Source organism: Mesorhizobium sp. WSM3879 (genome assembly GCF_002294915.1).
GTDB lineage: Bacteria > Pseudomonadota > Alphaproteobacteria > Rhizobiales > Rhizobiaceae > Mesorhizobium.
In genome coordinates, this window is sequence record NZ_NSFZ01000008.1 from 181,499 (window position 1) to 195,578 (window position 14,080).

Sequence of the window (14,080 nt, forward strand, 5' to 3'; positions counted from 1 at the left end):
CCGAAAACGCGACCGCGCGCAGCCGGAGGCAGGCGAGACCCCGCTCACCTTTGCGGTGCTGGTCTTTCCCGGCTTTCCGATGATGGCGTTTTCTTCTGTCATCGAGCCGCTGCGCGGCGCCAACATTCTTGCGAAGCGCGACTGCTACCGATGGGTGATCGTCGGCGCGGATCAGGGCACGGTCGAAGCCTCCAACGGCGTCGTCATCCAGCCCGGCTTCTCGGCCGCCAACGCACCGAAGGTCGATCGCATCGTCGTCTGCTCGGGCGGCGATGCCGACCATGTCGTGGCCGACGAGGCGATGAGCTGGATCCGCAAAAGCCTGCGCGGTGGCGCGCATATCGGCGCGGTGGCGGATGCGGCGTTCTTCCTCGCCCGCGCCGGCCTGCTCGACGGCCATGCCTGCACCTTGCACTGGACCAGCCAGGCCGCTTTCACCGAGGCGTTTCCCGACATCGAGCTCAGGCGCGATCTCTTCGTCATCGACCGCAAGCGTTTTACCTCGGCCGGCGGCGTCGGCAGCCTCGACATGATGCTGGAGATCATCACGCGCGACTACGGCGCCGAGCTTGCCGCTGGTGTCGCGGAATGGTTCGTGCACTCTCCCCTGCGGTCGAGCGTCGACCGCAAGCTGATGCCGCTGCGCCTGCGCACCGGGGTGCAGAACGAGCTGGTGCTGTCGGCGATCGCCATCATGGAGGACGCGGTCGAGGAACGGCTCGGCATGGCGGAGCTGGCTGAGCGGCTTGGGGTCTCGCCCGACAAGCTCGAGCGCAATTTCCGCGCCGAGCTGGATATCTCGCCGAACGGCTATTACCGGCGGCTCAGGCTGAAGCGCGCCGCCGATCTGCTGGCGCATTCGACGCTGATGGTGCGCGATGTTGCGCTGGCCTGCGGTTTTGCTTCGATGTCGAGTTTCGCGCGGGCTTTCAAGGAGGAGCATGGGCAGGCGCCGAAGGCGATGCGGCGGCGGTAGGATCAGAGTTCAACGTCCGGTTTGCCAGTTTCCGACCGGACTTTGACAGGCGGCGATTTCTCGGCGGCGACGTTGGGCCTTGCCTCTTCATAGGTCGCCGCGACATCCCAGATCACCCCTTGGCGATTGGAAGAAGGCGGAAGGTCCAATGTCGGGAATGCTTTGTTGATTTTGTTGATAGCCCAAACCAATCCGACGATAATGCCGAAATATGCCGCCAGACATGCGAGCATGGTTGTGTTGCCAAAATCGTCGGCCAGCCAATGCAGAATCGGCTGAATATAGGCCAGAAGGCAGAAGCTGAAAAAAAGCAGGATGTATAAGGGGCCAAGCGCTATTAGATAATCCACGGTGTGGTCCGCAATACCAGATTATTCAGCGACTTTACCACAAAGTCTCAAAGCTGATGAGGCATCGAGCAGAATTTTAGCGGTTGCAGTTCCACACGGCCAGCGGCATCCGGCACAGCATGAGCGGCTTTCCGCACAATACCTTCTCCCCTCCTGCGCCATGGTCGGCATTTACAACCTACTCAAGGCCAGGCACCCATGAGCATCGTCGTTTTCGATCCCGACAGCACCGAGGATGTGGACTTCAAGGACCGCATGCGCCATCCGGCCGCGGCCGATCCCGCCGGCGGCATGTGGCTCTCCGACACCGAGCCGTCCTTCATCGACGCTGACGCTCTGCGCAAGGGGCGGCTCGCCAAACTGCGCGCCTGGATGCGCGAGGCGGGCTATGGCGGCGTCGTGCTGTTCGACCCCTATAACCAGCGCTACGCCACCGGCTCGCGCAACATGTTCGGCTATTTCCTGCGCAATTCGACCCGCTACTTCTTCATCCCGACCGATGGGCCAATCGTGCTGTTCGAATATCCGCAGAGCTACCATGTCTCGATGGTGCTCGACACGATCGACGAGGCGCGTCCTTCCAAGCTCGTCTGGTCCTCCGTCTCCGGTCGCGACGACGAGACGGCGGGGCCGTTCGCCGACGAGATCACCGAGCTTCTGAAGAGGCATGGCGGCGGCTCGATGAAGCTCGGCCTCGACCGCTGCAGCCATCTGCAGGCGGTGGCTCTGGAAAAGCGCGGCTGCGAGGTGAAGGACTGCCAGGGCGAGATTCTTGCCGTGCGCGCGGTGAAAACGCCGGAGGAGGTGAGATGCCTGCAGGCTTCCATGGCCGGAGCCGAAGCCGCGGTGGCCGCCGTGCGCGAGGCGATCAAGCCCGGCGTTTCCGAAAACGAGCTCTTCGCCATTATGTATCACGAGGTGATCCGCCAGGGCGGCGAGTTCATCGAGACCCGGCTGCTGACTTCAGGACAGCGCACCAATCCGTGGTTCAACGAGGCGAGCGGCCGCAAGATCAGGCCGGGCGAGCTGGTCGCGCTCGATACCGACACCATCGGCTGCTACGGCTATTATTCCGACTTCTCGCGCACCTTCCGCTGCGGCCCGGGCAAGCCGACGCCCTACCAGAAATCGCTCTACCGCATGGCGCACGACCAGGTGCAGCACAACATTTCCATCGTGAAACCCGGCATGGCCTTCCGCGAGATCGCCGAGAGGGCCTGGAAAATCCCGGACCGCTTCGTCGACCAGCGCTATACCTCGGTCATGCACGGCGTCGGCATGCATGGCGAGACGCCCTTCATCGCCCACGCGATGGATTACGAGACGTACGGCCGCGACGGCATGATCGTGCCGGGCATGGTGGTGAGCGTCGAAAGCTATATCGGCGAGAAAGGCGGCCGCGAGGGCGTCAAGCTGGAGGACGAGATTCTCATTACCGAAACGGGGACCGAGCTGCTTTCGCGGTTTCCTTATGAGGATGAGTTTCTGGAATGAGCGGTTTGATGCCGATACGCTGTGTTGGCGCCGCCCATACATTGTCGCAGGCGTTCGAGATTGGCCGCAGCACTCATGTCGTCGTCATCCTCGGGCGAAGCAAGGTGCGAAGCGACGCGGCGCAGACCCTAGGATCCATTCCGTTACGTCCGAGCGCCGCAACGGTGCAGAATTCTGTTGGGCCGCACTCTTCGGTCAAGGTAACGGAATGGATTCCAGGGTCTTCGCGACGCCGCTTCGCGGCTGCTTCGCGCTGGAATGACGAAGCTGATACGCTGCGGCACATTCCGACGCGCCGCCGCACCCCTTTGAGAGCATCCGCATGAAATCCCCCATTTCCATCCGGCGCGGCACGGTGGCCGCGGTGTTCATCGATCTCCAGGAGGAGCATCGCAAGGACAAACGCTATCTGGTCGAGGGCTTTGCCGACATCCTCGCCAACGTCGAACGCCTGCAGGAGGCGGCGCGGCGCAATTTCGTGCCGCTCTATCATTGGGCCTATATCGTCGACCTCGCCGAGGCGCGGCCGTTCCATCCGCTCGACGAGAGCGGCAAGTCGGCCTTCTCCGACAAGGACGATCCGCTGACGGCGATCTGCCATGAAGTGGCGCCGCAAAACGGCGAAGCCACTCTGGTCAAGCAGGAAGCCAGCGTCTTCGGCAAGAACGATTTTGGCGACAAGCTCGAAGCAGCCGGCATCGAATGGCTGGTGATTGCCGGCGTGTGGACCGAAGCCTGCATCGACGCCACGGTGAAGGACGCGGTGGCGCACGGTTTTCGCGTGCTCCTGGTCAAGGATGCCTGCGGCAGCGGCAGCAGCGCCATGCACCAGACCGGCATCCTCAACCTCGCCAACCGCCTCTATGGCGGCGCCGTGACCAACACGCTCGACGCTTGCCGGCTGATGGCAGGCGACACGGTGAGCGTGTGGCAGGTCGAGGGATCGGTGCCGCTGCGCTTCACCTTCGAGAATGCGGCGCAACTTTACGCAGAGCTCTGACCGCGAAGACCGGAGACCCAGCCGCCCGGCAAGGCGCAGCAATTATGCGCGTCAGCCAACTTTAGCCTGCGGAACAGCGCACAAGAATTGCGGAAAACCAAACATTTCGTCGCGGAAAGCGGACCTATGATCCCCTCGCAGGCAACGGCGCCCAGCGGCCGTATCCGCCTCCGCGCCTGACGGCAGGGGGGCGCCCCTGGGTTTCGTGCAGGTCGTTGCCGCCAAAAGCCGCCGCGCGGGCGACCTGCACCAACAATAGAGGGAACGACAATGAAATTCATGCTGACCGACAGAAAACTGCACCCGCGGGCAAAGCCGACCGCGGGTGATTTCAAGAAGGGCGCGATCAGCCGGCGCGAGTATCTGGCGCTTATGGCCGGCTTGGGCGTCAGCGCCGCCGGCGCGCTGGCGCTGGGCGGCCTTACTCCCTCGCCCGCTCGGGCCGAGGAGCCGAAGCGCGGCGGGGTCCTGCGCGTCGCCATGAACGTGAAGGGCTTCAAGGATCCGCGCACTTTCGATGGCGTCGAGATGTCGAATGTGGCGCGCCATTGCAACGAATATCTGGTGCGCTGGAAAACCGACTTCACCTTCGAGCCCTGGCTGCTCGAAAACTGGGAGACCAGCGACGACGCCAAGACGATCACGCTTCACGTGCGCAAAGGCATCACCTGGTCGAACGGCGACACTTTCAACGCCGACGACGTGATCCACAACCTCAACCGCTGGTGCGATGCCTCGGTCGCCGGCAATTCGGTCGCCGCGCGCATGGGCGCGCTGGTCAACGCCGACACCAAGAAGCCGGTCGACGGCGGCATCCAGAAAGTCGACGACTACACCGTCAAGCTCAACCTGCCAAAGCCCGACATCTCGCTGATCGCCGGCATGGCCGACTATCCGGCGCTGATCATGCACCGCTCCTATGAAGGCGATGCCGATCCGAAGAAGGCTTTGGCCATCACCACCGGCCCGTGCGAGCTGGTGAGTTGGGACGCCGAGACCGGTGCGGAGGTGAAGCGCAAGGACAAGCCTTGGTGGAAGGGCGAGTTCTATCTCGACGGCATCAAGTGGGTCGACTACGGCTCCGATCCCAACGCCATGCTGTCGGCCTTCGAATCCGGCGAGATCGACACCGACCACGAGACCGCCTCGGACGCCGTGTCGCAGACCGAGCAGATGGGACTCGAGAATTCCGAGATCGCGACCGGCTCGACCATCGTCGCGCGCTTCAATGTCGGCAACGCGCCCTATGACGACGTCAAGGTGCGCCGTGCCGCCCAGCTTGCCGTCGACAATGCGGCCGTGCTGAAGCTCGGCCTCGACGGCAGGGGCAAGCCCGCCGATAACCACCATGTCGGACCGATGCATCCCGAATTCGCCGATATCGGCCCAGCCAAGCGCGATGTCGACGCCGCGAAGAAGCTGTTGGCCGAATCCGGCAAGGCCGACCACGAATACGAGCTGATCTCGGTCGACGTCGAATGGCAAAAGAGCACCGCCGACGCGATCGCCGCCCAGATCCGCGAGGCCGGCCTCAAGATCAAGCGCACCGTGCTGCCGGCTGCCACCTTCTGGAACGACTGGAGCAAGTTCCCCTACTCCTGCACCGAATGGCTCGGCCGTCCGCTCGGCGTCCAGGTGCTGGCGCTGGCCTATAAATCGGGCGCGGCCTGGAACGAAAGCGCTTATTCGAACAAGGAGTTTGACGAGCTTCTCGATAAAGCACTTGCGACCCCGGATGCCGCCCAGCGCAAGGAGATCATGGCCAAGATCGAGCAGAATTTGCGCGACTCCGGCATCATCATCCAGCCCTACTGGCGCTCGGTCTACCGCACCTACCGCAAGGGCGTGCATGGCTGCGAGCAGCACCAGGCGCTCGAGCAGCATTTCGAGACGGTTTGGCTGGAGTCCTGATTCCTCCCAGGACCGATCGCGACGATCTGGGCCTGAGCGGCGCCGTGCAGCGCTGCGCCCAGCTTCCGGACAATGTCTGGACGCAGCACGGGCTGGTCGAATGCCTGAAGCGGCGCCGTGAGAGCGAGGAGCTGCCGGGCTTGCAGGCGAAACTTGCTTTGGCTCTGACCAAGGCGGACGTGCCGATCACTTCGTCATGCCTCTGCCGCACGAGCGTGCGGGCAGACCACTGCTGTTGTCGCTGAAACAGCGTACGGCCGCCCTCAAAGTGGAAGGCGGCCCGGCCGTTGCTAAGAGAAGATTTTCGCCAATTCGTCGACGCTGGTGCCTTCCTTGACTTGGCGCAGTTCGACATAGCTGACCGCGGTGGCGACGGAGAGCACCATCGAGACGACGGCCTGCACCACGGCGGCTCCCAGTTCGGCGAGGATCCCGCCGAAGAGGAGCAGCACCACCAGAATCCCCCACTGGATAACCATCGCGATGATGACCAGGATGAGGAAGAGGCCGAACAGCGACCAGCGATTGCCTTTGGTCAGCGCTCGGCTGCGCGACATCGAGCCGAATACGCCCAACCGCTCCTGGATGAGAACGGGAACCGACATCGACCAGCCGAGCCACAGGATGATGCCGGGAACGATCAGCGCGATCATCGCAAGCGCTGACCCGATGCCGACGAGCAGGCCGATCGCGAGCGTCGGCAACAGGAAGCGGATGGCAATCTGCACGCTGTCGCCGAAGGATGGCCGCCTTCCGTTCAGATCCTCGATCGTTGCCCGCACCTGCGACGACTGGAGCAGCAGCGTGAAGACGAAGGAAATCAATCCCGCGAGGATGCTGAGATAGGAGTTGCGCAGCATCGCGTTCGGATCCGCCATGGCACTCGGATCGCCATTCATCACCGCTTCCATCTGCGGTTGGGTCCATAACCTGATGAGCAGCGTCGGCAGGCCGGCAAACAAAAGCCCCAGCCCGACGCAGAGTCCTATGTTGCGCGTGATGACGGCAAAAGTGCTGTTGAACACCCTGCCGATTTCGAATCTGCCTAGTCGTCCCAATGTCGCAGTGGTCATGATAGCTTTCCCCCGAGCCGCTGCCGAATCCAATTCGGCAACTTCAAAGTAAATCTGCCAAGAACGGCGGGCCCCGTCCAGTGGACTTGCATTGTTTCGGGTATTCCCGGTGTCAGCCAGAACCGCCGACTGCAGCAAAAGCTCACGGTCGCGGTCTCATTTGAGGCCAGGAAGGCGATTTTGCAGGACAGGCAGGCTCTCAGCGGGGGCTGCCGCTCACCAGCACTTCGGCCGGCCTCGCCAGCATCCCAGACTACGAGAATATCTCCGCCAGTTCATCGACGCCAGTGCCTTCCTTGACCTGGCGCAGTTCGACATAGCTGACCGCCGTGGCAACCGAAGTCACCATAGAAACGACACTCTGTACCATGGCGGCCAACAACGCGGCGACAATGCCGTGAAAAAGATAGATAACGACCGCGCTTATCGACTGGATCACAAACCCTATGATCACCAGGATCACGAACAGTCCCAACAGAGCCCAGCGGCTCCCCTTGGTCAGCGCGCGGCTGCGCGACATAGAACCGAAGACGCCAAGTCGCTCCTGAATCAGCACTGGCACCGCCATCGACCAGCCGAGCCCGAGGATAATTCCCGGCACCAGCAGGGCAATCGATGCGGCGCCTACGCCGAGCCCGACGAGTAGGCCCATTCCGACTGTTGGCAACAAAAAGCGGATTGCGATGCGGACGCAATCACTAAAAGTGGGCTTCTTCCCGTTCATGTCCTCGATCGCCACCCGGACGAGGCTCGACTGCAACAGAAACGCAAAAGCGAAATAAAGTATTACAACGACCGCAGTTCCAGTGATGTAGCCGAGCTTGTAGTTCGTGGTAGCCGCGGCGAAATTCGCCGGATTTCCAGGATGGAAATTCAGACGCACGAGCTGCGTGACCAGTTGCGGTAGTCCTGAAAACAGCGCGGCAAGACCAACGCAGAGTCCAATATTACGACCGATCACCGCAAAAGTATTGTTGAACACTCGGCCGATCTGAAAATTCTCCGGCCGTACCAATGCGGCTGAAGTCATGACGCCCTCCCCTGCTTGGCCGCTCCACGCCAGCCTATGGCCCCAAAGCAAATCTGCCAGTATTGCTGAGACGCGTCCAATCACTTGCAATTGTCCTGCGGTATTGCCAGTGTCGAACCCGTGGGTAGCAGGGGAGCGAGTTGGTGACAGCGGCACAGCCGGCCACAGCGGACGCCGAATGGCTGGCCAAGATGCACAAGCAGCTGCTGGCGGACGATACGATCCAGTTTGACCTGCCGGGGCTGGTGCGGCCGGAACCGCCGGAATGGCTTAAGCCTTTTCTGGAAGCCCTGGCAAAGCTTGGCCCCTACATGATCTATCTGTTCTGGGGCGCGGTGATCATCGGCGCCGCGATCATCGTGTTCCTGCTCGTGCTCGAGGCGAAGGGCATCGCCTGGCGGCTGCCATGGCGGCGCCCCGGCAAGGAGGACGAGACGAAGGAGGAATGGCGCCCGGATGCCGGCGCGGCTCAGATCCTGCTCTCCGAGGCCGATGCGCTCGCCGCGCGCGGCGACTATGACGAGGCGGTGCATCTTCTCTTGCGCCGCAGCGTTGCCGACATCGCCAGCCGCCTGCCCGACTTCCTGCGCCCGTCGCTGACCGCGCGCGACATCGCCGCCGCAGGTTCCATCCCGTCCCGCCCCCGCGCTGCCTTCAGTGAGATCGCGCGCATCGTCGAGGCTGCCTTGTTCGCTCGCCGGCCGGTCGGCGCCGAGGGCTGGCAGCAAGCGCGCGGCGCCTATGAGCGCTTTGCCTTCCGGGAGGCCTGGGCATGAGCGCGGAGGCGACGGAGGCAGCACAAGAACCGTTCAGCCGCAGGACGCTGTTCTGGGGCATCTTCGCCAGCCTGCTCGCGGCCGCCGGATTCTTCCTGCTCTCGACCTACGCTCCGGACTTTCGTCAGCCCCAGGGCGGCGCAACACCGCTCTCCAAGGGCGGCACCGGCTATGCCGGGCTCGTGGAATGGCTGAAGCTCACCAACGGGCAGGCGCCGCCCATGGCGCGCGGGGAGAAGGATCTGCAATCTCCCCTGGCATCCACATTCCTGCTGATCGTCACCATCGCGCCCAACAGCGACCCGGCGGCGCTTCAGCGCATCATCAAGCTCCGCTTGGGCAAGCACACGCTTTTCGTGCTGCCCAAATGGGTCACCTTTCCGCAGCCGGGCCAGGAGGGCTGGGAGACGAAAGTCGAGCGGCTGCCCGCAACGGCGGTCAACGACTGGCTCGGTCGCCTCGCCAAGGCCAAGCTCGGCGACGGCAAGCCATCGGTCGATCGGATCGATGTAGAGGGGCGCAAGATCGCCGTGCCCGAGGAGTTGCAATGGGTAGCCGACAATCATCCGCTGATTGCCGCGGGTGACGGCAAGGCTGTTCTCACCGAACTCGACAGCGAACCCTTCTACATCCTCACCGATCCCGATCTCATCAACAACGCGGCGCTGAAGGATCCGCAAAAGGCGGCAGCGGCGCTCGACATGATCGCCATGCTGGAGCCCGCCAAGGGCGCGGTTATGTTCGACCTGACGCTTCACGGCATCGGCCAGAACCACGATCTCGGCAAGCTCCTAGTCGAACCGCCCTTCCTGGCGCTGACGCTGTCGGTGCTGGTGGCGGCTGCCCTCGCCTTCCTGCACGGGCTCGGTCGCTTCGGGCCGCCGCGCACCGAGGGTCGCGCCATCGCCTTCGGCAAGCAGGCGCTGGTCGACACCACGGCAATGCTCCTGAAGCGGGCAGGACGGCTGCAGGAACTCGGCGACCGCTATGCCACGCTGATGCGCCAGCGCGCCGCCGCGCTGCTTGGCGCGCCACACGGGCTGCAGGGTGAAGCGCTCGACCGCTGGCTGGATTCCCGCGACAAAAATGAAGCGAACGGCTTCACCGTGCGGTTTAAGGCTGCGAACGGTTCCAACACATTGGCCGCAATGCATGAAGCAGCGGAAGAGCTGCATGACTGGACGGCAAGGAGGCTCGGTGAACGTCGATGAAGTGAAAGCCCTGGCGAGCGCGATCAGGGAAGAAGTGGCTAAAGCGATCACCGGGCAGCGCGACACGGTCGATCTGATGCTGACGGCGCTGTTCGCCGGCGGCCATATATTGCTCGAAGGTCCGCCCGGTACCGCAAAGACCATGACCGCGCGCTGCTTCGCGCAGGCGCTCGGCGTCGCCTATGGGCGCATCCAGTTCACGCCCGACCTGATGCCCGGCGACATCGTCGGCGCCAACATCTACAATTTCCAGACCGGCCAGTTCACGCTGACGCGCGGCCCGATTTTCTGCGATCTGCTGCTTGCCGACGAGATCAACCGCACGCCGCCGAAGACGCAGGCTGCACTGCTCGAAGCCATGCAGGAGCACGCGGTCACATTCGACGGCACGACCCATTCGCTCGGCAAGAACTTCATGGTAGTGGCGACGCAGAACCCGATCGAGCATCAAGGCGTCTATCCGCTCCCCGAGGCCCAGCTCGACCGCTTCCTGTTCAAGCACCGGGTCAGCTATCCGGACGCGCAGGAAGAACGTGCCATCATCATCCACCACGGCGGCGGCTCCGCCTCGCACAATATCGAGCAATACGGCATCAAGGCGCAGACCGACCGCAAGACGCTGGAGGCGGCGCTTGCCACAGTGGGCGCCGTCACGCTGGTCGACGACGTCGTCGGCTACATCGCTGCCCTCGTGCGAGGCACGCGCGAAAGCCCGGATCTGGAGGTCGGCGCCAGTCCCCGCGCCGGCGCCATGCTGGCGCGCGCGGCGCGAGCCCGGGCCGCGCTCGACGGCCGCAACTATGTCATCCCCGACGACGTCAAGGCTTTAGCCGTGCCGGCGTTGCGCCACCGCGTCATCCTCTCGCCGGCGGCGCAGATCGACGGACGGCTGGTCGAGCAGATCGTGTCCGACCTGGTCGACCAGACGGAAGCGCCGCGTTGATCTATCCGAGCGGCAGAGCGGTATGGGCGGCGGCGGCGGGAGCGATTCCCGCCTTCCTGATCGCGCTCGCGCTGCCGCATGTCTGGTATCTCGGGCTGCTCTGGATTTGCGCTTTGCTTGCCTTTCTGGCGGTCGACGCGGCGGCCGGGCGCGGACGCGCGTTGCTCACCGCCACGCTCACCGCACCCCCGCAGGTCGGCGTCGGCGGACGTTTCACGCTGCACATCGCGGCCGGTCTCGGGGCGCGAACGCACCGGCTGCAGGCGCGCGTCGGGCATGACCAGCGGCTGGCGCCGGTCAACGGCACGGGCGGCACACTGCCGGCAAATGGCGGCACGCTCGATCTCGAATTCGACGCCGTTCGGCGCGGCATCGCCAGCTTCGATCGGCTGTGGCTGCGCTGGCAAGGGCCGTTCGGGCTGGTCTGGAACCAGGCCGCGCTGCCGGTGGACCGCAAGATAGCGGTGCTGCCCGATGTCAGCCGCGCCCGCGACGAGGCGATCACGCTGCTGCAGCGCTCCGCTGTTGCCGACGGGCATGCCCAGAAGCGCGCCGGCCAGGGCCGCGAGTTCGAGGCGCTCAAGGACTACCAGCCCGGAATGGGCCGGCGCATGATCGACTGGAAGCGCAGCGCCCGCCACGGCAAATTGCTTGCCCGCGAATTCCGCATCGAAGAGAACAACAACATCGTCTTGGCCATCGACAGTGGCCGGCTGATGTGCGAGCCGGTCGAGGGCGTGCCGAAAGTCGACCGGGCCGTGACGGCGGCGCTGTTGTCCGCCTTCATTGCGCTCAAGGGCGGCGACCTCGTCAGCCTGTTTTCTTTCGACGCCAGGCCCCGCGTTTCCAGCGGCGCCGTGCGCGGCTCGCCGAGCTTCACCATGATCCAGAAGCGCGCCGCCGAGATCGACTATTCGACCGAGGAGACCAATTTCACCCTGGCGCTGACGACGCTCGCCGCGAAGCTCGACCGGCGCTCGCTGGTCATCGTGTTCACCGATTTCGTCGACCCGATCAGCGCCGAGCTGATGCTGCGCACCGTCGGGCGGCTGACCGAGCGGCATCTGGTGCTGTTCATGCTGATGAAGGATGTCGAGCTGGAGACCTTGGCCGATATGGCGCCTACCGCCCCGGAGGACGTGGCCCGCGCGGTCACCGCCGGCGACCTGCTCAAACAGCGGCAGGTGGTGATCGGACGCCTCAGGCTGCTCGGCGCGCATGTCATCGAGACCGACCACCAGCGGCTCGGCCCCGCCCTGGTCGAGCGCTATATCCAGCTCAAGGAGGAAAACCTCTTATGACGCTGCCCGCCGGCACCGATGCCGTCCGCCAGTCGCTGGCAAGCTTCCGCCAGGAGCGCGAGGCCGACTGGAAGGCGTTCGAGGCGCTGCTTGCCCGCGTCGAGAAGCGGGCGCCGCGCGCCCTGTCGGAAGACGAACTGCTGTCGCTGCCCCTGCTCTACCGCTCGGCGCTGTCCTCGCTTTCGGTGGCACGCGCCACTTCGCTCGACAGCGCGCTCGTCGCCTATCTCGAAGCGCTCTGCCTGCGCGGCTATTTTTACCTCTATGGCGCGCGGCGATCCCTGAGAACGCGCATCGGCGACTTCTTCCTGCACGACTGGCCGGCGGCGATCCGCGACTTGTGGCGCGAGGTGTGGGCATCGGTCGCCCTGACGGTGATCGGCGCCATTGCCGGATACTGGCTGGTCGCCTCCGACAAGCGCTGGTACGACGCCATCATCGCGCCGAGCCTCGCCGGCGGGCGCAATCCGGATTCGTCAGCCGAGATGCTGCGCAGCGTGCTTTATGGCGGCGGCGACCACTTTCTCTCGGGCTTCGCAGCTTATCTCTTCACCCACAACACGCAGGTGTCGATCCTGGCCTTCGCGCTCGGCTTCGCCTTTGCGGTGCCCAGCGTGCTGATCATTCTGATGAATGGCTGCATGCTCGGCGCCATCTTCCAGATCTATGCCGCCAAGGGGCTCGGTTTCGAGCTCGGCGGCTGGCTGTCGATCCACGGCACGACGGAGCTTTTTGCCATCGCCATCGCGGGCGCGGCCGGCATGCGAATCGGCACCAGCATCGCCTTTCCCGGCGAGCTGACGCGCGTGGCCGCGGCCTCACGCGCGGGCCGCGTGGCGGCGACCGCGATGGTCGGCGTCGTCGTGATGTTGCTGTTTGCCGGCCTGCTCGAAGGCATCGGCCGGCAGACGATCACAAGCGATATCGCCCGCTATTCGATTGGCGGCGGCATGCTGGCGCTCTGGATTTCTTATTTCTACCTGTTCCGGATGGTGCGGCATGGCAACGGCTAGGAACCCCGCCGCGCTGGTGCGCCCGCTGGTCACGCCGGAGGGCGTGGACCTGCGCGTCAAGCTGGCGGATGCCGGGACGCGGGCTTCGGGATTCCTGCTCGATGTGGTGATCATCGTCGTCGCCGCCGTCGCGGTCAGCCTTGTCGCGATCTTCGGCCTGGGCGGACTCGGCGTGAGGGACGCCGAACCGCTGTTCATCGTCTGGATCATCTTCATCTTCCTGCTGCGCAACGTCTATTTCATCGCCTTCGAGGCGGGCCGGCGAGCGGCGACGCCCGGCAAGCGGATGGTCGGCGTCCGCGTCGCTTCGCGCAGCGGCGCCGGCCTCAGCCTCGACCAGGTCATCGCGCGCAACCTGATGCGCGAGATCGAGGTGTTCCTGCCGCTGTCGATCCTGGCGGCGCGCGGCAGCGCCGGTGTCGCCGACACGCTGTCGACCATCTTCGGCCTGGTGTGGGCGCTGCTGTTCTCCTTATTCCCGCTCTTCAACCGCGACCGGCTGCGGATCGGCGACCTGCTCGCCGGCACCTGGGTGGTCGAGGCGCCGAAGGTGGCGCTGCTCGAGGATCTGTCGCTGCGCAAGGATCCGGTCGCGACCCGCTTCCAGTTCAGCGCCGCGCAGCTCGACGCCTATGGCATCGCCGAGCTGCACAAGCTGGAGGAAGTGCTGCGCCGCGACGACTATTTCGCGATGAAAGCGGTGGCGGAAACGATAGGCCGCAAGATCGGCGCCAGGGTCGAGCCGGTCGATTCAAGGGCATTCCTCACCGCCTATTACGGCGAGCTGCGCGCGCACCTGGAGCGCAAGCTGCTGCTGGGCAATCGGAAGGCGGACAAGTACGCGCGATGATCCAGGAGTCTTGGCGATAGCCGAGAAACGTCAGCGCCGCCCCTCATTGCCCTGCCGGGCATTTCTCCCCGTATAGTGACGGGGAGAAAGACGCTGTCGCAGGCGGTTTCACCAATCACCGGCGTTGCAAAATGGGCGCCGGCGTAGAGGCG

14 protein-coding genes are annotated in these 14,080 nt (G+C 64.4%); 11 read left to right on the forward strand and 3 right to left on the reverse strand.

All coding sequences use genetic code 11. From position 1 onward, the window contains the following. Positions 1-79: 79 nt before the first annotated feature. Positions 80-976 carry a GlxA family transcriptional regulator gene (locus tag CK218_RS19490; RefSeq protein WP_245433081.1) on the forward strand — a complete coding sequence of 299 codons (897 nt, stop codon included), beginning with the start codon at positions 80-82 and terminating at the stop codon, positions 974-976. A gap of 2 nt (positions 977-978) precedes the next feature. On the opposite strand, the gene CK218_RS19495 is transcribed toward CK218_RS19490, so the two are convergent. After that, a complete protein-coding gene (locus CK218_RS19495; RefSeq protein WP_095828575.1) occupies positions 979-1,326 on the reverse strand; it encodes a hypothetical protein in 348 nt (115 codons plus the stop codon). A 198-nt stretch (positions 1,327-1,524) separates the two neighbouring features. Between CK218_RS19495 and CK218_RS19500 the strand changes: the two genes are divergently transcribed. From CK218_RS19500 to CK218_RS19515, 4 genes are all read left to right on the forward strand, one after another. Then, positions 1,525-2,820 (forward strand): Xaa-Pro peptidase family protein, encoded by a 1,296-nt coding sequence (locus CK218_RS19500; protein WP_095801245.1) that lies wholly within the window; start codon positions 1,525-1,527, stop codon positions 2,818-2,820. A 322-nt stretch (positions 2,821-3,142) separates the two neighbouring features. Further along, positions 3,143-3,820: an isochorismatase family protein gene (locus CK218_RS19505; protein ID WP_067329902.1), complete on the forward strand. Its 678-nt coding sequence runs from the start codon at positions 3,143-3,145 to the stop codon at positions 3,818-3,820. A 270-nt stretch (positions 3,821-4,090) separates the two neighbouring features. Beyond that, complete coding sequence (locus tag CK218_RS19510) at positions 4,091-5,731, forward strand: ABC transporter substrate-binding protein (protein WP_095828576.1); 1,641 nt, start codon at positions 4,091-4,093, stop codon at positions 5,729-5,731. Next, the gene (locus CK218_RS19515; protein ID WP_347404000.1) at positions 5,716-5,976 is read left to right on the forward strand and encodes a hypothetical protein; all 261 of its coding nucleotides are present in this window, start codon (positions 5,716-5,718) and stop codon (positions 5,974-5,976) included. The genes CK218_RS19510 and CK218_RS19515 overlap by 16 nt, the downstream gene beginning before the upstream one ends. 45 nt (positions 5,977-6,021) lie before the next feature. Here CK218_RS19515 and CK218_RS19520 read toward each other — a convergent pair whose 3' ends face one another. Beyond that, on the reverse strand, positions 6,022-6,942 hold the full coding sequence (locus CK218_RS19520; protein WP_245435088.1) for a hypothetical protein: 921 nt from the start codon (positions 6,940-6,942) through the stop codon (positions 6,022-6,024). Positions 6,943-7,057: 115 nt separating this feature from the next. Continuing rightward, positions 7,058-7,834: a hypothetical protein gene (locus CK218_RS19525; protein WP_095828650.1), complete on the reverse strand. Its 777-nt coding sequence runs from the start codon at positions 7,832-7,834 to the stop codon at positions 7,058-7,060. A 143-nt stretch (positions 7,835-7,977) separates the two neighbouring features. Here CK218_RS19525 and CK218_RS19530 point away from each other — a divergent pair, with 143 nt between their 5' ends. The 6 genes from CK218_RS19530 to CK218_RS19555 are packed head-to-tail and all read left to right on the forward strand — an operon-like array spanning position 7,978 to position 13,928. Beyond that, the gene (locus CK218_RS19530; protein WP_095828651.1) at positions 7,978-8,610 is read left to right on the forward strand and encodes a DUF4129 domain-containing protein; all 633 of its coding nucleotides are present in this window, start codon (positions 7,978-7,980) and stop codon (positions 8,608-8,610) included. After that, entirely contained in the window at positions 8,607-9,821 is a 1,215-nt protein-coding gene (locus CK218_RS19535; protein WP_095828578.1) for a hypothetical protein, read from the forward strand. Before CK218_RS19530 ends, CK218_RS19535 begins: the two co-directional genes overlap by 4 nt. Beyond that, the gene (locus CK218_RS19540) at positions 9,808-10,764 is read left to right on the forward strand and encodes a MoxR family ATPase (RefSeq protein WP_067000979.1); all 957 of its coding nucleotides are present in this window, start codon (positions 9,808-9,810) and stop codon (positions 10,762-10,764) included. The genes CK218_RS19535 and CK218_RS19540 overlap by 14 nt, the downstream gene beginning before the upstream one ends. Further along, a complete protein-coding gene (locus tag CK218_RS19545) occupies positions 10,761-12,065 on the forward strand; it encodes a DUF58 domain-containing protein (protein WP_095828579.1) in 1,305 nt (434 codons plus the stop codon). The genes CK218_RS19540 and CK218_RS19545 overlap by 4 nt, the downstream gene beginning before the upstream one ends. Beyond that, entirely contained in the window at positions 12,062-13,078 is a 1,017-nt protein-coding gene (locus CK218_RS19550) for a stage II sporulation protein M (RefSeq protein WP_095828580.1), read from the forward strand. The genes CK218_RS19545 and CK218_RS19550 overlap by 4 nt, the downstream gene beginning before the upstream one ends. Beyond that, a complete protein-coding gene (locus CK218_RS19555; protein WP_095828581.1) occupies positions 13,065-13,928 on the forward strand; it encodes an RDD family protein in 864 nt (287 codons plus the stop codon). The genes CK218_RS19550 and CK218_RS19555 overlap by 14 nt, the downstream gene beginning before the upstream one ends. Positions 13,929-14,080 lie beyond the last annotated feature (152 nt).

What these genes read in the sequence shown, in the direction of transcription:
- CK218_RS19510 (WP_095828576.1), top strand. Translation starts at nt 4,091, where the DNA reads ATGAAATTCATGCTGACCGACAGAAAACTGCACCCGCGGGCAAAGCCG.
- CK218_RS19490 (WP_245433081.1), top strand. Translation starts at nt 80, where the DNA reads ATGATGGCGTTTTCTTCTGTCATCGAGCCGCTGCGCGGCGCCAACATT.
- CK218_RS19535 (WP_095828578.1), top strand. Translation starts at nt 8,607, where the DNA reads ATGAGCGCGGAGGCGACGGAGGCAGCACAAGAACCGTTCAGCCGCAGG.
- CK218_RS19550 (WP_095828580.1), top strand. Translation starts at nt 12,062, where the DNA reads ATGACGCTGCCCGCCGGCACCGATGCCGTCCGCCAGTCGCTGGCAAGC.
- CK218_RS19500 (WP_095801245.1), top strand. Translation starts at nt 1,525, where the DNA reads ATGAGCATCGTCGTTTTCGATCCCGACAGCACCGAGGATGTGGACTTC.
- CK218_RS19525 (WP_095828650.1), bottom strand. Translation starts at nt 7,834, where the DNA reads ATGACTTCAGCCGCATTGGTACGGCCGGAGAATTTTCAGATCGGCCGA.
- CK218_RS19505 (WP_067329902.1), top strand. Translation starts at nt 3,143, where the DNA reads ATGAAATCCCCCATTTCCATCCGGCGCGGCACGGTGGCCGCGGTGTTC.
- CK218_RS19555 (WP_095828581.1), top strand. Translation starts at nt 13,065, where the DNA reads ATGGCAACGGCTAGGAACCCCGCCGCGCTGGTGCGCCCGCTGGTCACG.